An 18,913-nucleotide genomic window follows, 5' to 3' on the forward strand; every position below is an offset into this window, starting at 1 on the left:
GGATTTACGAGTCTGATTCAGCAGCGCGGCGCTGACGCTGTAGCTTCCCGTGTGCACGGGCGATGCGGTAGAAAGTCCGCAAGCTCGCGAGCTGCAACCCGCTGTCTTGCGCCTTCTGATAGATGGCGTCCGCGCTCAGGTCGGGGTGGGCGTCGAAAAGATCGAGGATCTGTTGTACATCTGAATCCGGAATACGTGGGATGTTTCGTTCGCGGTGAGGGATCGGGTTTTCTTTCTTGGGCCTCGGGTTGGCCTGGTAGTAGCGCCTCGAGCGCGAGATCCTCAAAATTTCACACGCACGGCGCATGGAGTGGCCGACGCTCATGAGCAGATCCAGGAACTCATTTTCTTGACGTACGCCCTCCTCGTACCGCTTCGTTTCCTCGGGACTTAGGATTCTTCCGCCGCGTCGGAGGTCTCGCCATTCTTCCTTGGCAGAGACCCCATAGCTTTTCCCAGGACATCGCTGGTGTCCTTCCAAAGCTTTACCTCTTTGCGCAGTCGAGCATTTTCTCGTTTCAGCGCCTCGTATTCTTTGCGTGGCATCGTTACTTCGTCGTTGCTCATGGTTTTCCTTTCGCTTGGGGCATAGCCAAGATACTGCCACACAGTTAAGGGCAAACCCCCAGGCGCTACGCTGTAGTGCATGGACACACGTGATCGGGATGCGTTGACGGCTGCCAAGTTGTATTACCGCTCGGAGCTGAGTCAGGCGGAGGTTGCTGCGGAGATGGGCTGCTCCCGTCCTACGGTGGCGAAGCTTCTGCAGCACGCGAAGGACCGTGGCTACGTCACCATCGAAGTACACGACCCGCAGGAGGCGGACGAGATCCTGATCGAGGATCTCACCTCCCGGTACGCGCTGGAGGGTGTGCGGATTGTTCACCCGGCGAACCCATCTGCAGCGATCATGGAGGATCTTGGGGTGGCTGGCGCACGCTACCTGGAGTCGATGCCGTTGGATGGCCTTTCGGTGGGGGTGTCCTGGGGAAAAACGCTGCTCAACATTGCGCGGAATCTACGACCGACGAACATGCGGGCGCGCCAGATTGTGCAGTTGAAAGGTGGGTCGTCGCGTTCCAACCTGGCCACGAATGACTTTGAGACGATCACCGGTTTCTGCACCGCGTTCAACGCGCCCGCGTTAACGCTCCCACTGCCTGTCATTTTTGAGCGAGTGGAAACCAAGGAGATCGTGGAGCAGGATTCCCACATCGCCGACGTACTGCAGCAGGGGCGAGAGACGGACGTGGCGGTGTTCACGGTGGGTTCTGTGCGAAAGCAGAGCTTGCTGATGAACCTGGGGTACCTGTCTGAGGAGATGTCGCGGGAGCTGCTCGGGGTTGCGGTGGGGGATGCTTGTTCGCGGTTCTACACGCGGGAGGGGGATGTGGCGTCGAAAAGAATTGATGATCTGACGGTGGGCATTGAGCTTGACGAGCTGCGGGCGAGGCCGCGTCGAGTGCTGGTAGCTGGGGGTTTGTATAAAGCTGAGGCGATTGAGACGGCGCTGTGGATGGGGCTGGCCAGTGATTTGGTGATTGATCAGCCGACGGCGGTTCGGGTGCTGGAGATCGCGAAGACCCGCTAATTGACGCCCCTTCTCCCCCATCTAGGGTGGATTGCACCCCCAATCAGAACATTTGCAAACTTCAATATTGCCATATGTTCCTAGCGGTCTTAGAGTGGACACCGAAAGGTCAATCAGATACTGCAAAAGGAGTTGCACATGTCCACCCCGACCGTCTCCACCCCGCACATCGTCCCAACCGGACCTATCGCTGAAACCGTCCTCATGCCGGGCGACCCACTGCGCGCGAAGTTCATCGCAGAGACCTACCTGGAAAACCCAGTCCAGTTCAACGCCGTGCGCAACATGCTCGGCTACACCGGCACCTACCAAGGCCACGAAGTTTCCGTGATGGGCTCCGGCATGGGCATTCCGTCCATCAGCCTCTACGCCTACGAGCTCATTCACTTCTTCGGCGTAAAGAAGCTCATCCGCGTCGGCTCCTGCGCATGCTTCCAGCCTGACATGAAGCTCTTCGACATCATCGTCGCCTCCTCCGCATCCACGGACTCGCACTTCATCGAGCAGTACGACCTGCCGGGCACCTACGCCCCGACCGCGTCCTGGAAGCTGCTCGAGGCAACCTACAAGGAGTCGCAGAAGCAGGGCGTCGACATCCATGTGGGCAACATCTTGTCCTCCGACGTTTTCTACAACTTCAAGGACGACGTCAACGACCGCTGGGCGAAGATGGGCGTGCTCGGCGTCGAGATGGAATCCGCCGGCCTCTACGCCGTCGCCGCCGAGGCAGGCGTTGACGCGATGGGTATCTTCACCGTGTCCGACGTCATCGGCTCCGGCGAGAAGGCCTCCGCTGAGGAGCGCCAGAACGCGTTTACCCAGATAATGGAGCTGGCACTTCCGCTGGCCGCCGTCTAAACCACAACCCGTCCCCACACGTTTGAAGGAACTCACCATGACATCTCAAACAGTTCAAAAGGCGCTCAGCCCGAAGCGGGCCGTGCCGATCATCCTGTTTACCTTCGTGTTCTCACTGATCATCGATAACGGTTTCAAGTTCATGACCGACTCGATGGGTGAGGCGCTCAACCTTTCCCTCAATGAGGTCAGCTTGCAGGCCTCGCTTGCTGGCGTGATCATCGGCATCGGCGCGGTGGTGTACGCGGCATTGGCTGACGTGGTGAGTATCCGCAAGCTGCTGATGGTCGGTATCACGCTGACGCTGGTCGGCTCGGTCATCGGCTACCTCGGCCAGAACGTGTGGGGGCTGGTGCTGGTCGGCCGCGTGGTGCAGACCACCGGCCTCGCCGCGGCGGAGACGCTCTACGTCATCTACGTGACCAAGCACCTCAGCGAGAAGGATCAGAAGACCTACTTGGGCTTTTCCACGTCTGCTTTCCAGGGCGCGACGCTCTTCGGCGCGCTGACCTCGGGCTACATCGCCACTCACATCTCGTGGACCGCGATGTTCCTGATCCCGCTCATCCTGATCTTCGCCGTCCCCGTCATCATGAAGACGGTCCCGGAGGAGGCCTCGCTGGAGTCGGGCCACGTCGACTGGCTGGGCTTGTTCCTCATCGCCGTGCTGGCCACGAGCGCCATCATGTTCATGCAGGCCTTCCAGTTCCTGTGGCTCATTCCGCTCGCGCTCATCGCGTTCATCGCGCACGTGAAGAAGGGCAAGCGCCCGCTGGTCAACCCGGAGTTCTTCCAGAACCGCGCCTACGTCACCGCCATCGTGCTCGTCGCGATTGTCTACTCGGTGCAGCTCGGCTACCTGGTGCTCTTCCCCGCAATGGCGAAGGCCGTCCACGGGCTCAGCGCTGACGACGCCTCCCTGCTGCTCATCCCGGGCTACACCGGCGCCGTCATCGTCGGCGCGCTCTCAGGCAAGATTGGCAAGTTCTTGCCGACGCGCCCCGCGATCTTCACCGCACTCGCCTCCATCACCATCGCGTTGCTGATCCTCGCAGTCGGGATGGAAGCCAGCCCGTGGGTCTTCATGCTTTCCTCCCTGCTCTTCGCCTGCGGTTTCGCCCTGCTGTACGCGCCACTGGTCGCAACGGCTATCGGCAACATCCCCGCTGCGAAGTCGGGTATCGCAATCGGTTTCTACAACCTCACAATCAACGTCGCCGTCCCGCTCGGCATCGCGTACAGCGCGAAGCTGGTGGATCTCGGCCTTGGGGTGCCAGGCTTCCTGCCACAAAACTCGGGCAGCTACCCCACCGTCATGCTCATCCTGGCAGTCATCGCAGTCGCCGGCACCGCGCTCTACGCAGCGCTCACCGCGCGCATGAAGCAACCGGCTTAACCTGCACACTTTCTACAACTCAAGGAGTTTTTCAACATGCTTACTCGCCAAAATGTCGCCCAGATGATCGACCACACGCTGCTCAAGCCGGAGGCCACCCACGAGGACGTCGCCAAGCTTATCGACGAAGCTTCGCACCTCGGCACGTTCTCCGTCTGCGTCTCCCCATCCATGCTGCCAATCGAGACCCCAGCTGACCTGAAGGTCGCAGTGGTGTGTGGCTTCCCATCCGGCGCAGTCCCAACTGAGGCAAAGGCCGCTGACGCCGCGCACAGCGTTGCAAACGGCGCGGACGAGGTTGACATGGTCATCAACCTGGGTGCCGCCAAGGAAGGCAAGTGGGACGTCGTACGCGACGACATCGCAGCAGTAAAGAAGGCCTGCGGCGACAAGCTGCTCAAGGTCATCATCGAGTCCGGCGTCCTCACCGACGACGAGATTGTCGCAGCGTGCAAGGCTTCCATGGAGGCCGGTGCCGACTTCGTGAAGACCTCGACGGGCTTCCACCCCGCTGGTGGCGCCTCCGCGCACGCGGTGAAACTGATGCGCGAGACCGTCGGCGACAAGCTCGGTGTAAAGGCTTCCGGTGGCATCCGCGACGCCGCCACCGCGAAGGAAATGATTGAGGCTGGCGCGTCCCGCCTGGGCCTGTCCAGCTCCGCTGCGGTGCTGGAAGGGTGGAACTAACAATGGCTACTGATCTTCGTGCACAGGCCGAGGCGTGGATCGCGCAAGATCCCGATCCCGCCACCCGCGAGGCATTAACCGCCGTCCTCGACGATGAGGCCGAGCTTGCAAAAGCCTTCGCTGGCCCGCTCCAGTTCGGCACCGCGGGGCTGCGCGGCGAGATTGGCTTCGGCGAGTCCCGCATGAACCAGGCCGTGGTCATGCGCGCCACCGCCGGGCTCATGGAATGGCTCAAGCAGCAGGTGGACACCCCTCGTGTGGTCATCGGGTGCGACGCCCGCCACGGCTCCGCCAAATTCGCGCAGGCCGCAGCTGAGGTTGTCGCCGGCGCGGGTGGGCACGCCATGCTGTTGCCGCTGGCCCAGCCGACCCCGCTGACTTCCTTCAGCGTGCGCACGCTCAACGCCGACGCCGGCATCATGGTCACCGCCTCCCACAACCCGAAGTGGGACAACGGCTACAAGGTCTACCTCGGCGGGCGCGTCGTCGACGCAGATAACGCCGCCGGCTGCCAGATCATCTCGCCTGCCGACGCCGAGATCGCCGCCTGCATCGCCGCCGCACCCGGCGCGACGGAGCTCCCACTGGACACGACCATCGAGCAGGTGGACACCCGCGAGGACTACGTCGCCGCCACCAGCGCGCTTAGCGACCTCGACGACACCCCACCGATCACGATCGTGCTCACACCAATGCACGGCGTCGGTGGCGAACTCGCACGCACCACCCTGGAGGCTGCGGGCTTTGGGGACGCAGTGGGCGTTGAGAAGCAGTGGAAGCCTGACCCTGACTTCCCCACCGTCGCCTTCCCCAACCCTGAAGAAGACGGTGCCCTCAATCTCGCAGTCGAGAAGGCGAACGAGGTCAACGCGGACGCCATCATCGCCCTCGACCCCGACGCCGACCGCTGCGCAGTCGCAGTCCCGGCGCGCACCACCCCGAGCGCGGGCACCCCGCTAGGCAACGGTTGGGTGAAGCTCTCCGGCGACGAAACCGGCGCGCTGATCGGCGAGTACGTGGCGTCGCGTGCGCAAGGCGGCTCGACGGCGTGCTCGATTGTTTCGGGCAGACTGCTCGGCAAGATCGCGGCAGCTCACGGGCTGGAACACGCGACTACGCTCACCGGATTCAAGTGGATCGGGCGCACCCCGCAGCTCGTGTTCGGCTACGAGGAAGCAATCGGCTACTGCGTCGACCCAGCGCACGCCCGAGACAAGGACGGCATGTCCGCCGCGGTGATCGTCGGCTCGATCGTGGCGCAGCTTAAGGCGCGCAACATGAGTGTGCTCGAGCAGTTCGACGCCCTGGCCAGCAAGTACGGACTGTACCGCACTCAGCCGCTGACCTTCCGCGTCGAAGACCTCTCCCTCATCAGCGACGCCATGCAGCGCCTCCGCGCGCACACTCCGACGGAGCTCGCCGGTTCTGAGGTTGTCGAGTACGTCGACCTCAACAACGGCTACGGCGCCACCCCAGGCACCAACGGCATCCTGATCCGCACCGCGGACAACGACCGCGTAGTCATCCGCCCGAGCGGCACCGAACCGAAACTGAAGTGCTACCTCGAGGTGGTCCTGCCAGTCGAAACAGGCGAGGCACCTGACTGGGCCGCCGCCGATGCCCGCCTGGCCACCATCAGCGACGCCACCCGCGCGCTGTGCGGAATCTAACTGCGCTATACTATCGAAGGCTTGGGAGCCGATTTATCGACGCCCAGCTCAGCCTCCATAGCTCAGTGGATTAGAGCAACCGGCTTCTACCCGGTGTGTCGCGGGTTCGAATCCTGCTGGGGGCGCTTTTCGTTTACCCCCGCTGCCTGACGTTTTGCCTGGTGGTGGGGGTGTTTTTGCTGGTATGGTGGGTTTGAAGAAAGGACCCACAATGAGATTCACACTCCTTGGAGCCGGAACCGGCATCATCACCACCCTTGCAGGCGCCAACCCTCTTTTCGGTCTCGCCTTCCTTGCCGTCGGTTACGGCATCGACAAGAACAAAAAGAAGGCATAGCCGTGCAGCCCATCATTATCGATGAGTAGACCGGCCGCGCCTATGGCGCGTTCCGGAATGTGCCGAGCACTGTGGCGTCTCCCCTGTCACGTGGCGCGCCAGCCGCCCAGGCAGCCCCGTAAAGAACAGCCCTCAAGCAAAACAACTTCACTCGTAGCACACTCGTATGTGCTGGTAGGATAGCGGTCCATTAGGTTCGAGTACCGTTGGGTTCCTGAAGCCTCTCTAAAGTTGGTGATCACTATGTCCAATATTCTTGACGCCGGCCAGTATGTGACCGAACTCATCCCCGGCGTCGACAAGATGAAGCTTTATAAAATCTGCTTCTTTTCCCAAGGCTGGCACCTTGCTTGGACCGGACTGCCACTATTCGAGGAAGAGCTGCAAGCTTGGGCAAAAGGACCCGTCCCCTATGACCTCCGCCGCAGTACAGAAAACGTCGCGCGTGGCTGGGAGGTCCCACACGTTCCTGGTGGGAATTCTTCGGCACTTTCGCCATTTGCCCGAGCAACGATTGAAAGCGTTGTGAATTTCTACGGTTCGCTGACATCCGCGGAGTTGTCAGACATGAGCCACGGTCGAGCTTGGCAGGAAGCACGCAGCAACGCGGTCGGGGGCACGCATTGTAGCAGCGCTTTGAGCATGACCACGATGCGCGAAGAGTTCACGGAGTTGCTCCAGTCAGGACATTCTGTCCCAGACTCGCCTTCCCTGCCAGACGTGGATCACCTTCCTAGCTTCGATCATCTGCTTGCCACTGCACATGAAGTCGAAGCGGAATGGCACAACGCCCTTTCACTCCTCGCGGACCGGTAATCAACGCAATTGTCTGACCACAGTGAAGCTTCCAGAGAGCAGCTTTTAGCTCAAATGCTCGTGGAGTTGGCGTGCGCAGTGAATCAAGGCTGCGGGGATCGTGTAAACGCGAACGGAGAACCGGAGAGTTATCTTGGATTTACTGTGGACCGGGCTTCTTTGGAAAGTGCAGTTTACGCCCCGTTCCAGTTATTCAGCGGCCAGCCCCGGTACGCCTCGGTGTTTGATAGAGGAGCCGCGCTGACCGTCCATATAGCCAATAACCATCCGTTTGCCGATGGCAACAAGCGCACCGCACTTATCGTTGGGCTCACTTATCTGCGCTTGTTTTCGGTTCATGTCCGAGAGCCAGAGGGCAAGGGACCTGATTTAGCCGCAGGCGAAGAAGGCGCCCGACTGATGGAGTACATCGTTACACATGCCGCGGATTTGGATTCGGTCATCGCACACACCAGCCGCGCATTTCAGCGCTGGGCCGACATTGATGGTCTAGCGCGACGCTGCCGACAAAAATAGCATCGCCCCCGATGTACCATGGCGCCATGTCCGTCTCTATTTCTTCCGCTCAGGCCCTCGAGTTGCTGGCCGCAGCGCATGAAACCGAGGAACGCACCCGGGAAAAGCCGGCCGTTCCTTGGGGGTGGATCTTGTGCGCGGCGGTCTGCTTCGGGGTGAGCCTGCCGCTGATCTTTGTTCTCGACCAGTTTTGGCCGTTCCTCCTGTTCTTGCCTTGTATCGGGTGCATCATTGTTATCGAGCGCCGCAGGTCAAACGGAGTGCGCTCCAGCATCCGACAGCCGGTCAAAGAGGACCCCAAAATGTCGTTGCTTCCCTTCGGCGTGTACTTCCTCTGCATATCGCTCTTGCAGGTCGCGCCGCTCCAGAACAAGGTATTTTCCGGTCTGCTCGGTGCGTTCGCGACCGTCGTTTTCGTCGTTACGTACGTGAGAAGCTGGAGGAACAATGCCTGACATTTTGTTGCAACCCTCGTGCTTGAGTATCTGTGCCGCGCTCTTTGCGGCCGAGGCCACCACCAGCGACGTCGGCGCCGCGGAGAACAAGGAGATGCACCCCAAGCGGCTGCGCACCCTCACCCAGCTAGATAGCGACGCCTACCTCACAGCCATCGACGCACTCAAAGAAGCCGGCTACGTGTCCCTGTTTACGGACCGCAAGGCGAACCCAGACAAAAACGTGGACTGGGTCACCCTGACCGCGGCTGGAGCCCGCGCGTACCAGGATTGTGTGGAGGAGTTGCGCTCGATTGCGGAGTCGGGCGTTCGGGTACCCTGAGGTGCATGACGTTTCCCTCCCCAACTACTGATTCTTTCGCGCTAATTACCGGCGCTTCGCAGGGCATCGGTGAGGCGGTTGCCCGCCAACTTGCTGCTGCTGGCTATAACGTGCTGCTGGTGGCGCGTCGAGAAGCGGTGCTGATGCAGCTTGCCAAGGAGCTGGCACAAGCGCATGGCATCAACGCCGAAGTCTTCGCGGCGGACCTGTCGAAGGAGCGCGACGTGACCGCGCTGCTGGACTACATCGGACAGAAAAAGATCACCATCTGCGTGAACTCCGCCGGTATCGCCTCCTTCGGACCGTTTATGAAGCAGGACTGGACCTATGAGACGGACCAGTTCAACCTCAACGCCACGGCGGTGTTCCGCATCACGAAGGCTGTATTGGACCAAATGGTGCCGCGCGGCGAGGGTGCGCTGTGCAACGTTGGTTCGGCAGCGGGCAACACGCCGATCCCGAACAATGCCACGTATGTGTTTACGAAGGCGGGCGTCAATACGTTTACGGAGGCGCTGCACTACGAGCTCAAGGACAGCGGCGTGCACTGCACCCTGCTCGCGCCGGGGCCGGTGCGAGAGGCAGAAGTTCCTGAGGAGGAGCAGTCGATCGTGGATAAGGTCGTGCCGGACTTCCTCTGGACCACGTACGAGTCCTGCGCAAAGGACACCATCAGCGCGATGCGCAGCAACAAGCGCCGCGTGGTGCCCGGCCCGCTTTCCAAGGTGATGGATTTCGTATCGACGTACGCTCCGCGCGGCGCCCTCGCCCCAATCATGGGGCGGTTCTATGCACAGATGGGAGAAGAGTAAATGGATGTCCCTGCAAAAAACGACCGCATCGTGTGGGTCGACCTGGAGATGACGGGCCTGGATACGTCCCGCCACGTCATCGTGGAGGTCGCAGCGCTCGTCACCGATGCCCAGCTTGAGATTCTCGACGACGGCCTGGACCTGGTGGTCCACGCTACTGAGGATGAGCTCGCGGAGATGGACGACTTCGTCCTGAACATGCACACTGAGAACGGACTTCTCGACGAGATCCGTTCCTCCTCCGTGTCCATCAAGGAGGCGGAGGACGCGGTCCTCGCGCTCATTGAGAAGCACTGCGATCCGGACCACCCGGCGCCACTCGCCGGCAACTCCATCGCCACAGACCGTTCCTTCATCCGGGAACAGATGCCACGTCTCGACGCCGCTCTGCACTACCGCATGATCGACGTCTCCACCATCAAGGAGCTTTCACGCCGCTGGTTCCCGCGCGCTTACTACAACCAGCCCGAGAAGGGGCTGGCACACCGCGCGCTCGCCGACATCGTGGAGTCCATCCAGGAGCTCGACTACTACCGCCGTTCCGTATTCACACCGGCCCCGGGCCCAGATTCCGAGCAAGCAGCCGACGCCGCAGCCGCCGCACACGCCCACTACCAGCGGTTTTTGCAATCCTAGGCTTTCATTGTAAAGTAGTTCCCGCTGTTGAAAAACAGCGATGGTGGCTGTAGTTCAGCTGGTAGAGCACCAGGTTGTGATCCTGGGTGTCGCGGGTTCGAGCCCCGTCAGCCACCCCGAGAGTGCCCCGTGGCCTGTATAAACAGGTTGCGGGGCACATTGCTTTCGACGGCAGGTACGTTAAGCCAAGAATTGTTCCCGGAGCTTTCGATGAGCGGGGAACGTTCTTCATGGACAGGCGTCGAGACCTGGGAAAACACATGTGCTAGTCGACCGAAATGGGCCTGAAACCCAAAAAAGTTCCCGGGCTCAGTGGTGATTTTCGCCTTACTACCCATGAAGATAGTTGGAAGGAAGTTGAGTGATATTCATGACTGGTTCAAGTTATCGATCAAGAGTATTTGGATATAATTTTAGTCGGATCGTACTTATCTTCGCAGTACTCTTATTGTGTGTCTACTTCTTGACCAGAAGAGATCAAACCGCCTTTATCACATGCGGTCTTTTAGTGTCTCTGGCAATTTTCTTTAATGTCGGGGTGTTGCTGAATGATGAAATCCTTCGGATTTCAGTTCTTGGCATTCCAGTTAGCAACGTTCGTTTGGAATCTCTGAAGGGGGCGGAGATCCTTCCCTCGGGCCCCATACTCGAATCCCAAACGTTTGGGGTTCACTTCCTGGATGGCACTATTTCATTCCATGCCGGTTCTGCAAATATCCTCCTACACCGCAATATCGGAAGACCCATTCGCTTGACGGTTAAAGACCCAGAGGAATTTTTACACCTCCTAGCGGAGAACTCCGCTATTCGACCCGCTTCTCACAGTTAAGCCCCCGGTGCCGACACAACTGGCAACCAAAAGCATACCTCGAAGAGCTACTCACTCAAGCATCACCCGATCTGACGCGTCAGATGCTCGGTGATTTCATCAACCAAATTCTATCTTCCCAAGACGATACTGTCGGCAGCGCTGACTACGGCACCACCAGCGACAACCGCGTCAACCACCGCAACGGCTACCGCCACCGACTACTGGATACACGGGTCAGCACCGTCGATGTGGCTATCCCGAAACTACGCCACGGTTCCTTCTTATCTGACTGGCTGTTAGAACGACGAACCTGTAGCGAACGTACCATGTAGATAAGCCTCTGGGCACTAAAGTACTCAGAGGTACTATGCAGTTGGTATGGACTGCGGAAGCTGCATTGACTGTCAGTAGCGCGAATACGAGGAGTAAAACATGGTAGACAATTGGAACATAACGTCTTTTGCCTATTACATGAATTCGCTTTTAAAGCGGTATTTTGCTCAAGAAAACCTCATTTCTTCCGGAGCTGTCGAGCTACGGGCAGCTTGGAGAACGGCTCAGTACGTCTACTGCGTATTCTCAGTAATGTCCACGAAAGGACTTGCGTATGTTGGCATGGAAATGCCCCCAATACCGAGTACTGGGGGAGTCTCATCGGAAGAAGATACTGCTGTCAAGGCCTGGGCAGATCAGCTTGCCGGTGATCCATTCGCCGGGGATTTAGACTACGGTTGCGGAGATAAAATAAAATGGCTCGGAACCGTTAGCGACAACACGCCTCAACGCTTTATAGAATTGAGGAGAGCGAAGGCAGACAAAAAGATGGGCACAGAGCTTTATATTCCACGAACCGGCCACGGTTAATCATTTACCCCCTGCCTCACCGCGCCTATTTTAATCTATGTTTTTCTCCATATTGAACCACTGGGGAACCACGTCGCTGCCATCATTGGACTCACGTAGCGGGAACATTGTCTTCACTCCACGTGGCTCTAGTCCTCCAGGGACCCACACTGTAGTTTCTATTACTGCTCGAAGTTCAAATGATCTTCCAGTTCCAACCTTTTTCCATCATTAGTGCGGACAGCCTCATAGATAGGAGTTTCATAGATACGGTCGGTACCTTCCATCCTCGCTTCGCAGAGCCCTTTAAAGTACTTGTTTATCGTATATAGGTTCCAAATTCCGTGCTTATGCCTGATCTTGTCATAGCCCCAAGGACCCCCTTTTCCCCTTTTAGCATCCGGGGTGTACCAACCGCGTCGTAGTACCACAGGGGTCCCGCACCTGTCCCGAGTAGACAGCACCACGTCATCAGTGTAGTCATTACCTCCAGCGATTCCGCTGCCTTGTAGGGTAGGTGCATCTTGTTCGAGTCCTGCTCGGGAACTTTTTCTAACAGACCGACTTAAGCGTTCGGGTCCTTTGAACCGCCGGAGCGCTGCTCCCAGTCCAGGTTCCAGTAGCCAAGGCCGTCGTAGCCGTTGAGGGTGCCACCGTTCGTATTCTTCACAACGACCGGATCGCCCCGCTTCACGGTCTCTTGGAACCACTGCGCGTCCGCATACGTAGCGTTGACGCAGCCGTGCGACTGGTTCGTGGCCCCCATCGCCCATACCGCCCACGGTGCGGAGTGGACGTAGATGCCCGAGTAGGACAGCTGGGTGGCGTAGTCGACCGGGGTGACGTAGCCGCCCTGCCCCAGCCCGAGGCCGAAGGTGCGGGAGTCCATCACGAGTGAGGTGTGCTCGTCACCGACGACGTAGGTGCCGTTCGGCGTGTCGTACTGGAAGTCAGTACCAAGCGAGACCGGGAACGAGCGGATCTGCTCACCGTTTTGGTAGACACGCAACACCTTTTCATTGTTGTCGATGACGGTTTTCACCTCATCGCCGATTTCAAAGGTGGTTTCGTTGTCCTGCGCACCGTAAACACCGCCGCCGAGGTCCTTGCCGTAGAGGTCGGCCGTCACCTTTACCGTGGTGCCGGGCTCCCAGAACTCTTTCGGGCGCCAACGCAGCTCGTATGGGTCCAGCCAGAAGAAGCCACCCTCGGTGTCGTTCGAAGTCTCAATATCGATGAGTTCCTCGAGCACCTTCGTGTCCTGGATGGGGACGTCGAAACGGAAGGTGATTGCCTGCGCAACACCGACCGTCGAACCCTCCAGCGGGCCCATGTAGACGTTCGTGGTTGCCGCCGGAACGACCGTGGAGAAGCTCACGGTCTTCTTCTGGCCAGCCTTATCCTTCGCCACGATGGTGTAGTAGCGGCCGTATCCGAGCGGTTCGGTGACTTCCCATTCGGTGTGGTCGTCATTGAAGGACGATTCGATAACTTTGCCGTCCTCATTCGTCATCTCGACTTCTTCGAGTCCGGCTTCAGACTTCACCGTGATCGGGTCGAGGGGTTCGACGTCGGTCTCCTCATCTTTCACCGAAAACGCCGGCGGCTCAGGCTTGACGGTCGTCTGACCAGTGGTTTCCGCCACCTGATTGATGCCCTGACCCGCGTCTGACGAGCACCCAACCACACCCACCGCCAACACAGCGACGAGACCAACACCCATGAGAGACCGGCGCATGTTTGTCACGTTTCTCGCTTCCTCACAACACCCGAAGTTTTAGCAACCAACAACACTATCGCCCCAGCGCAACGAAACGCTACTTTACAGCGACCCGAAACGATAACCGTTCCATAACGATCGAAAATAACCACGCTGACCTGGCGATTTTACACCTTGCAAACCTTAGTGTTACTGTATTCAACGTTGCCAACGAGGACAGCCTCCAAGACAACAAGCGCCATTAGCTCAATTGGCAGAGCAACTGACTCTTAATCAGTGGGTTCGGGGTTCGATTCCCTGATGGCGCACCACCTTAACCCCCTGACCAGCGGGAACAGTACCGTAGGCCAGGGGCTTTTCGTATCTTAACCCAAATCCCCCATAAATTCCCCCATACTTTGAAACGCCCCGAGCAGGCGCGCCACCGGCTAGGCTATCGGCATGACTGTCGCTTGCATCCTTGTTGATATCCAAAATGACTTCTGCCCCGGCGGCTCCCTCGGCACCGCGAAGGGTGATCTCGTCGCCGAAGGCGTGCGCACACTGCTCGAAGAACACAGAGACGACTACGACTTCGTGCTCGCCACGCAGGACTGGCACATCGACCCTGGCACCCACTTCTCGCAGGACCCGGATTTTGTGGATACGTGGCCAGTCCACTGCGTTGCTGACACCGATGGCGCACAGCTGCGCGCGCCGCTGGCGTCGATAAGTATTGACAAGTACTTCCGGAAGGGGCACTACACCGCCGCGTACTCCGGCTTTGAGGGCGTCACTGACGGCGATGTGCTGCTCGGCGATTGGCTGCGCGAGAACGACGTCACCGCCGTCGATGTGTGCGGCATCGCTACGGACCACTGCGTGCGCGCCACGGTGCTTGATGCCCGCAAGGAGGGTTTCGACGTCCGCGTCCTCGCCGACCTGTGCTCCCCCGTCGACGAGGAGCGTGGCCAGGCGGCGCTGCGTGAGATGGAAGAGGCCGGGGCGACGATTGTCGCCAAGTAGCAGAAAACCCCGCTCCTCCAGCGTGGAGGGCGGGGTTTGATTGTGAACTAGCGCTGAGAGAGCAGCTCCTGCAGCTTCTTCAGCTCGCTCTTGCGCTTGCGGCTGTTAAACACCTTGATGCCAACAAGTGCTGCGACACCAACGCCGATACCAATCAGGACCTTCTGGACGGTCTCATCCTGCAGCCAGTTAGCAGCTTCGCTCTTCGCGCTGTCTGCAAGGTTGGATGGCTGAGCGCGGTCTGCGAGCTCATCGAGGGTGCTAGCGAGCTTCGAGCGGGTCTCTGCAAGGCTGCGCTCAATGTCATGAATATCTCGTGCCACGATCTACATACTCCTAGATGTGTTAACTATTTACAGAACTTCCAACCAATCTAGTGTAAAACGGGGAATTATGACTGACAACATTCGACTCGAACAAGGCGACACCGCCCCCGCATTCACCCTGACCAGCGACAAAGGCGAAACCGCTTCGCTTGCAGACTTCGCCGGCAAGCGCGTTATTGTCTACTTCTACCCACGCGCCAACACCCCGGGCTGCACCAAGGAAGCTTGCGACTTCACCGAGCACCTCGAAGTGTTTAACGACGCCAACATCGCTGTCGTCGGCATCAGCCCCGATAAGCCAGAAAAGCTGGCGAAGTTCCGCGAAGACCACGATCTGAAGATCACCCTGCTTTCCGATCCGTCCAAGGAAACCATGACCGCCTACGGCGCATTCGGCGAGAAGAACAACTACGGTCGTATCGTGCAGGGCGTCATCCGCTCCACCATTCTCGTTGGCGCCGACGGCAAGGTTGAGCAGGCACAGTACAACGTTCGTGCAACCGGCCACGTCGAGCGCATCCTGCGCGACTGGGACCTGAATGCAACCACCGGCGCATAAGATGATATCTTTGGCGCCGTGGATAAGAATACGACGCCAAACCAAGACCCCTACCTCAAAGACGAGTACAACCCCGACCGCCCTGCCGAGCCCAAGAAGCAGCGCGCAGTCATCGCGACCATCGCGATCGCGGCCTTGGTCGCCCTCGGCGGCTGGCTCATCTACGGGCCGGAGCAGGACGAAGCACCCACCCAGTCGACGGACGGCTCCGTCCAGTTCCCGATCGACGCGCCGTAGTTTTGCGGCTTCCGCTACTCAGCTTTTGGCTTAAGGGACATTTTGTGTGTATAAATCTATCTGGTTTCCCGGGATGACCTCGGCCAACAACCAGATATGGTTTTCAAAACAGTTCCATTCGCCCGTTTTGAGAAATCAACACCGAATGACGTCTGGTGTGTGGTCTGGAGTCTGCGGGTAGCGCAGGGACCCGCGGCATCGAGGGCTCTAGGGGACTAGAATCAGCCGCCTGTGCGTTGGGCGGTCGCATATAGCCAGGGGGACGAGCAAAGCCCTTGACGTGCACGATTCTGGTCGCATCGAGGTATCGGGGGTTCCGGTCGACCTCATTGCGTCGACCAACCCAGGTCAGCGCGATTTGGATGGTTTTGGGGCTATTTTGCCGATTTTGCGCTGACCTGCGTTGGTAAACCGGAGTAGGTCGACCGGAAGAGGTCAACGGGAAGAGGTCGACGGACCGAAAGAATTCGATACCAGCATTGATCATCAGTGGAACCCCAGCTTAGGCGTGAGAAAAGGGTGGGCTGGACGCAGTTAGTTACACACAAAATGTCCCTTAAGCCCAGCTTTTGGCTTTTGCGGCGCGCACAAAAGAACCTCCGACACTGCGTCATTTGCAATCCCGGAGGCTCTTTCCTCTTGTGCGCCCGGTGAGACTTGAACTCACACGTCAAAGACACTGGAACCTAAATCCAGCGCGTCTGCCAATTCCGCCACGGGCGCATAAAGCGCCTTTCATCCTACACACTGCACAAGTGGGCACAAACTAGCAGGAAGGACCGGGGCTGCTGCTACCAGGTTGGGGGAGGTGTCCGCTGCGCGGACACGCGATCTGCTCCACCTGTCAGCGGCAAGACATCAAATGTTTCCGCCCCGCGGACAACCAACCCCCTTTTCATCTTCCGCCGAGCGGACACAGGATCCCCTCTATCTGTCCGCGGCAACACGTCTACCAGCTCCATCCTTCCGGGAACGCATCAGGGGTGTCCGCCTCGCGGACACACGCAACCGCAGAACAAGTATCGGGGCCGCAAAACTTGTCGGAGGGGGCGTCGATAAGTGTTGTTGCTAGACTGAAGCACTGTGAGCGAGCAAAACAGTTTCCCAGGTGAAGAGGGCGCGCCGAAGCGTCGGCACGTTCGGGTTCGCGCATGGCACGTCGTGTTGCTCATCGCCGCGGTGATTACGTGCTGTCTGCTGGCGTACTGGCAGTGGACTCGCTACCAGTCCGGGACGGGGACGTTCCAGAACCTGGGGTATGCGTTGCAGTGGCCGTTCTTCGGTGCGTTTTTCGTCTACGCCTACAAGGCGGGGTTAAAGATGGAGAACGAAAAGATTGATGCGCTGAACGCATCGGGGTCGATGGATGAGCTCTACGAGGCGGACCTTGCACGCTACGGTGCGGACGGCAGCCGTGATCCGGTGGAGATTGATGAGGATTTCCTGCCGGAGCGCCCTACTCTCGATGTGGAAGAATACAACTCGATGCTCGCACCACGCCGTCGTGGTTCGACGGAACCAAACAGCGAGCCGAAGAGTGAACCGAACAGAAAGTGAGAGGCCTGAAAGCATGACCCAGCCGCAGCCAAACGCAGCAGCACCCAAGATTCACCCGGAGCGTCAGCGCCGAGTAAAGCAAGCGCTCACGGCGTTCTCTGTCGCAGCGTGGACAACGGGCATCCTGCTGCTGCTCCTATGCGCGCGCATGATCATGCAGTACCTCCTACACATGGACGTGTCCATGCTGGAGTGGGTGGCGCGCGTGCATGGGCTGGCGTACATCCTGTTCCTGGTCACGTCGCTGAACCTGGGGCTGAAGGCCCGTTGGGCTGCGCAGACGTGGGCGGTGACCGCGATTTCTGGCGTCGTCCCCTTCTTGTCTTTCTGGGTGGAGGCGAAGCGCCGCAAGGAGGTCACGCGCACGTTCCAGCTACGCTAGCTGCCCACGCTAGCTACAAAGCGCCGCGATGCGCGGTGCCAGCGCCCGCAACGCCGTCCCACGGTGTGAGCGGGCGTTTTTCTCTTCCGGTGTGAGCTGCGCTGACGAGCGGCCGGGGGTGTCGGCTGGTTGGAAGATCGGGTCGTAGCCGAAGCCGTGCTCGCCCTTCGGCGCTTCGAGCAGGCTACCCTCCCAGCGGCCCTCGGCGGTGAACTCCTCGCCCTGCGGGGTCACGAGCGCGCAGCAAGACACGAACGCCGCGTCACGCTGAGCGATGTCCGCCATCTGCGCGAGCAACAAGTTGTTGTTCGCGGTGTCGGTGTCTACGGCGCCGTGTGGCCCGGTATGCCCGGACCAGCGGGCGGAGAGCACGCCGGGCATCCCGTTGAGCGCGGCGACGGCCAGGCCGGAATCGTCCGCCACGCACGGCAGCCCGGTGGCTGCTACCCCGGCGCGCGCCTTGATCAGTGCGTTCTCCTCAAACGTCAGCCCGTCTTCTTTCGGCTCCGGGTACGGCTCCACGTCGCCGAGGGCGACGAGTTCCACGCCGTCGATGCCGCAGTCGTCGAGTACCTGCTGGAGTTCTTTGAGCTTCTTTGCGTTATTAGACGCAACCAGCACCCTTACCGTCATGCCAGCGCGGCTTTCTGCGCCTGGATGAGCTCGTTCAAGCCCTTTTGTGCCACGTCGAGCATCTGGTTGAGCTCCTCGCGGCCGAACAGGCCGTGCTCGCCGGTGCCCTGGATTTCGACGAAGTTATCGCCCTCCTGCATGACTACGTTGAGGTCAACTTCAGCGCGGGAGTCTTCTTCGTACGGCAGGTCGAGGCAGACGCGGCCGTCGATAATCCCTACGGAGACTGCGGCGACTGGCGCGAGCAGCGGCTCACCCGGTACGACGCCGCGTTCTTTGAGGACGGAGATGGCGTCCGCAAGCGCGACGTACGCGCCGGTGATGGAGGCGGTGCGGGTGCCGCCGTCGGCTTGGAGGACGTCGCAGTCGAGCTGGATCGTGTTCTCCCCCAGCTGGCGCAGGTCCACCGCGGCGCGCAGCGAACGCCCGACCAGGCGGGAGATTTCGTGGGTGCGGCCCTTCACCTTGCCGCGCATCGATTCGCGTGGCATGCGCTCGTGGGTTGCGGCCGGGAGCATGGAGTATTCGGCGGTCAGCCAACCTTCGCCGGAATCCTTCTTGAAGCGCGGCACGCCTTCCTCGATGGAGGCGGTGCACATGACGCGGGTGTTGCCGAACTCTACAAGGACGCTACCTGCCGGGTTCGAGGTAAACGAGCGGGTGATACGCACCGGGCGCATTTCGTCGAGCGCGCGCCCGTCTGCGCGCAGAAAATCAGAAGTTGTCATGCCCTCCAGGGTAACG

24 protein-coding genes, 4 tRNA genes and 1 pseudogene are annotated in these 18,913 nt (G+C 59.6%); 22 read left to right on the top strand and 7 right to left on the bottom strand.

What is annotated here, in order from left to right:
* Positions 1-4: 4 nt before the first annotated feature.
* Together R0V12_RS03505 and R0V12_RS03510 are read right to left on the bottom strand one after the other, a co-directional pair.
* A complete protein-coding gene (locus tag R0V12_RS03505; protein WP_320072849.1) occupies positions 5-325 on the bottom strand; it encodes a hypothetical protein in 321 nt (106 codons plus the stop codon).
* Between the two features lie 65 nt (positions 326-390).
* Positions 391-567, bottom strand: a complete 177-nt coding sequence (locus R0V12_RS03510) for a hypothetical protein (protein ID WP_252931352.1) — start codon at positions 565-567, stop codon at positions 391-393.
* A gap of 79 nt (positions 568-646) precedes the next feature.
* Between R0V12_RS03510 and R0V12_RS03515 the strand changes: the two genes are divergently transcribed.
* From R0V12_RS03515 to R0V12_RS03590, 16 genes and pseudogenes are all read left to right on the top strand, one after another.
* Positions 647-1,591, top strand: a complete 945-nt coding sequence (locus R0V12_RS03515) for a sugar-binding transcriptional regulator (RefSeq protein ID WP_070478434.1) — start codon at positions 647-649, stop codon at positions 1,589-1,591.
* A gap of 138 nt (positions 1,592-1,729) precedes the next feature.
* The gene (deoD, locus tag R0V12_RS03520; protein ID WP_320072850.1) at positions 1,730-2,449 is read left to right on the top strand and encodes a purine-nucleoside phosphorylase; all 720 of its coding nucleotides are present in this window, start codon (positions 1,730-1,732) and stop codon (positions 2,447-2,449) included.
* Between the two features lie 37 nt (positions 2,450-2,486).
* Positions 2,487-3,845, top strand: a complete 1,359-nt coding sequence (locus tag R0V12_RS03525) for an MFS transporter (protein WP_320072851.1) — start codon at positions 2,487-2,489, stop codon at positions 3,843-3,845.
* 36 nt (positions 3,846-3,881) lie between these two features.
* On the top strand, positions 3,882-4,532 hold the full coding sequence (gene deoC / locus R0V12_RS03530; RefSeq protein ID WP_288857876.1) for a deoxyribose-phosphate aldolase: 651 nt from the start codon (positions 3,882-3,884) through the stop codon (positions 4,530-4,532).
* A gap of 2 nt (positions 4,533-4,534) precedes the next feature.
* Entirely contained in the window at positions 4,535-6,202 is a 1,668-nt protein-coding gene (locus tag R0V12_RS03535; protein ID WP_320072852.1) for a phospho-sugar mutase, read from the top strand.
* Between the two features lie 51 nt (positions 6,203-6,253).
* Positions 6,254-6,327: transfer RNA gene (locus tag R0V12_RS03540), tRNA-Arg, on the top strand.
* A gap of 86 nt (positions 6,328-6,413) precedes the next feature.
* Positions 6,414-6,539 carry a hypothetical protein gene (locus R0V12_RS03545; RefSeq protein WP_255365827.1) on the top strand — a complete coding sequence of 42 codons (126 nt, stop codon included), beginning with the start codon at positions 6,414-6,416 and terminating at the stop codon, positions 6,537-6,539.
* A gap of 243 nt (positions 6,540-6,782) precedes the next feature.
* Complete coding sequence (locus tag R0V12_RS03550) at positions 6,783-7,355, top strand: Panacea domain-containing protein (protein ID WP_320072853.1); 573 nt, start codon at positions 6,783-6,785, stop codon at positions 7,353-7,355.
* A gap of 9 nt (positions 7,356-7,364) precedes the next feature.
* Positions 7,365-7,871 carry a type II toxin-antitoxin system death-on-curing family toxin gene (locus R0V12_RS03555; RefSeq protein ID WP_320072854.1) on the top strand — a complete coding sequence of 169 codons (507 nt, stop codon included), beginning with the start codon at positions 7,365-7,367 and terminating at the stop codon, positions 7,869-7,871.
* A gap of 26 nt (positions 7,872-7,897) precedes the next feature.
* Positions 7,898-8,326, top strand: a complete 429-nt coding sequence (locus tag R0V12_RS03560) for a hypothetical protein (RefSeq protein ID WP_320072855.1) — start codon at positions 7,898-7,900, stop codon at positions 8,324-8,326.
* On the top strand, positions 8,319-8,648 hold the full coding sequence (locus R0V12_RS03565; protein ID WP_320072856.1) for a transcriptional regulator: 330 nt from the start codon (positions 8,319-8,321) through the stop codon (positions 8,646-8,648). Before R0V12_RS03560 ends, R0V12_RS03565 begins: the two co-directional genes overlap by 8 nt.
* Before the next feature lie 5 nt (positions 8,649-8,653).
* Positions 8,654-9,460, top strand: a complete 807-nt coding sequence (cmrA, locus tag R0V12_RS03570; protein ID WP_320072857.1) for a mycolate reductase — start codon at positions 8,654-8,656, stop codon at positions 9,458-9,460.
* Entirely contained in the window at positions 9,461-10,096 is a 636-nt protein-coding gene (orn, locus tag R0V12_RS03575) for an oligoribonuclease (protein WP_320072858.1), read from the top strand.
* 43 nt (positions 10,097-10,139) lie between these two features.
* Positions 10,140-10,212: transfer RNA gene (locus tag R0V12_RS03580), tRNA-His, on the top strand.
* A gap of 739 nt (positions 10,213-10,951) precedes the next feature.
* A pseudogene (locus R0V12_RS03585) lies at positions 10,952-11,236 on the top strand (transposase); the annotation flags it as partial.
* A 103-nt stretch (positions 11,237-11,339) separates the two neighbouring features.
* Positions 11,340-11,771 (top strand): hypothetical protein, encoded by a 432-nt coding sequence (locus R0V12_RS03590; RefSeq protein WP_311475575.1) that lies wholly within the window; start codon positions 11,340-11,342, stop codon positions 11,769-11,771.
* Positions 11,772-12,315: 544 nt separating this feature from the next.
* On the opposite strand, the gene R0V12_RS03595 is transcribed toward R0V12_RS03590, so the two are convergent.
* Positions 12,316-13,488, bottom strand: a complete 1,173-nt coding sequence (locus tag R0V12_RS03595; RefSeq protein WP_320072859.1) for a L,D-transpeptidase — start codon at positions 13,486-13,488, stop codon at positions 12,316-12,318.
* Positions 13,489-13,705: 217 nt separating this feature from the next.
* On the opposite strand from R0V12_RS03595, the gene R0V12_RS03600 reads away from it, so the two are divergent.
* Together R0V12_RS03600 and R0V12_RS03605 are read left to right on the top strand one after the other, a co-directional pair.
* A tRNA-Lys gene (locus R0V12_RS03600) sits at positions 13,706-13,781 on the top strand.
* A gap of 130 nt (positions 13,782-13,911) precedes the next feature.
* The gene (locus tag R0V12_RS03605; RefSeq protein WP_256042557.1) at positions 13,912-14,475 is read left to right on the top strand and encodes an isochorismatase family protein; all 564 of its coding nucleotides are present in this window, start codon (positions 13,912-13,914) and stop codon (positions 14,473-14,475) included.
* Positions 14,476-14,522: 47 nt separating this feature from the next.
* Here the strand turns inward: R0V12_RS03605 and R0V12_RS03610 are convergent, their stop codons facing one another.
* The gene (locus R0V12_RS03610) at positions 14,523-14,798 is read right to left on the bottom strand and encodes a DUF3618 domain-containing protein (protein WP_070361996.1); all 276 of its coding nucleotides are present in this window, start codon (positions 14,796-14,798) and stop codon (positions 14,523-14,525) included.
* 70 nt (positions 14,799-14,868) lie between these two features.
* Here R0V12_RS03610 and bcp point away from each other — a divergent pair, with 70 nt between their 5' ends.
* Both bcp and R0V12_RS03620 read left to right on the top strand, forming a co-directional pair.
* Positions 14,869-15,360 carry a thioredoxin-dependent thiol peroxidase gene (gene bcp / locus R0V12_RS03615; RefSeq protein WP_320072860.1) on the top strand — a complete coding sequence of 164 codons (492 nt, stop codon included), beginning with the start codon at positions 14,869-14,871 and terminating at the stop codon, positions 15,358-15,360.
* Positions 15,361-15,378: 18 nt separating this feature from the next.
* A complete protein-coding gene (locus R0V12_RS03620) occupies positions 15,379-15,597 on the top strand; it encodes a hypothetical protein (protein WP_071573756.1) in 219 nt (72 codons plus the stop codon).
* Positions 15,598-16,239: 642 nt separating this feature from the next.
* Here R0V12_RS03620 and R0V12_RS03625 read toward each other — a convergent pair.
* A tRNA-Leu gene (locus tag R0V12_RS03625) sits at positions 16,240-16,320 on the bottom strand.
* Positions 16,321-16,680: 360 nt separating this feature from the next.
* Here R0V12_RS03625 and R0V12_RS03630 point away from each other — a divergent pair.
* Together R0V12_RS03630 and R0V12_RS03635 are read left to right on the top strand one after the other, a co-directional pair.
* Positions 16,681-17,154 carry a hypothetical protein gene (locus R0V12_RS03630; RefSeq protein WP_071573755.1) on the top strand — a complete coding sequence of 158 codons (474 nt, stop codon included), beginning with the start codon at positions 16,681-16,683 and terminating at the stop codon, positions 17,152-17,154.
* Positions 17,155-17,167: 13 nt separating this feature from the next.
* Positions 17,168-17,536 (top strand): DUF3817 domain-containing protein, encoded by a 369-nt coding sequence (locus tag R0V12_RS03635; RefSeq protein WP_070361992.1) that lies wholly within the window; start codon positions 17,168-17,170, stop codon positions 17,534-17,536.
* Positions 17,537-17,545: 9 nt separating this feature from the next.
* On the opposite strand, the gene rdgB is transcribed toward R0V12_RS03635, so the two are convergent.
* Positions 17,546-18,169 carry an RdgB/HAM1 family non-canonical purine NTP pyrophosphatase gene (rdgB, locus tag R0V12_RS03640; protein WP_320072861.1) on the bottom strand — a complete coding sequence of 208 codons (624 nt, stop codon included), beginning with the start codon at positions 18,167-18,169 and terminating at the stop codon, positions 17,546-17,548.
* The gene (rph, locus tag R0V12_RS03645) at positions 18,166-18,897 is read right to left on the bottom strand and encodes a ribonuclease PH (protein WP_070478462.1); all 732 of its coding nucleotides are present in this window, start codon (positions 18,895-18,897) and stop codon (positions 18,166-18,168) included. The genes rdgB and rph overlap by 4 nt, the downstream gene beginning before the upstream one ends.
* Between the last annotated feature and the right edge of the window lie 16 nt (positions 18,898-18,913).

Origin of the sequence: Corynebacterium sp. UMB2355A (assembly GCF_033877495.1) — a bacterium.
Lineage (GTDB): Bacteria > Actinomycetota > Actinomycetes > Mycobacteriales > Mycobacteriaceae > Corynebacterium > Corynebacterium pseudogenitalium.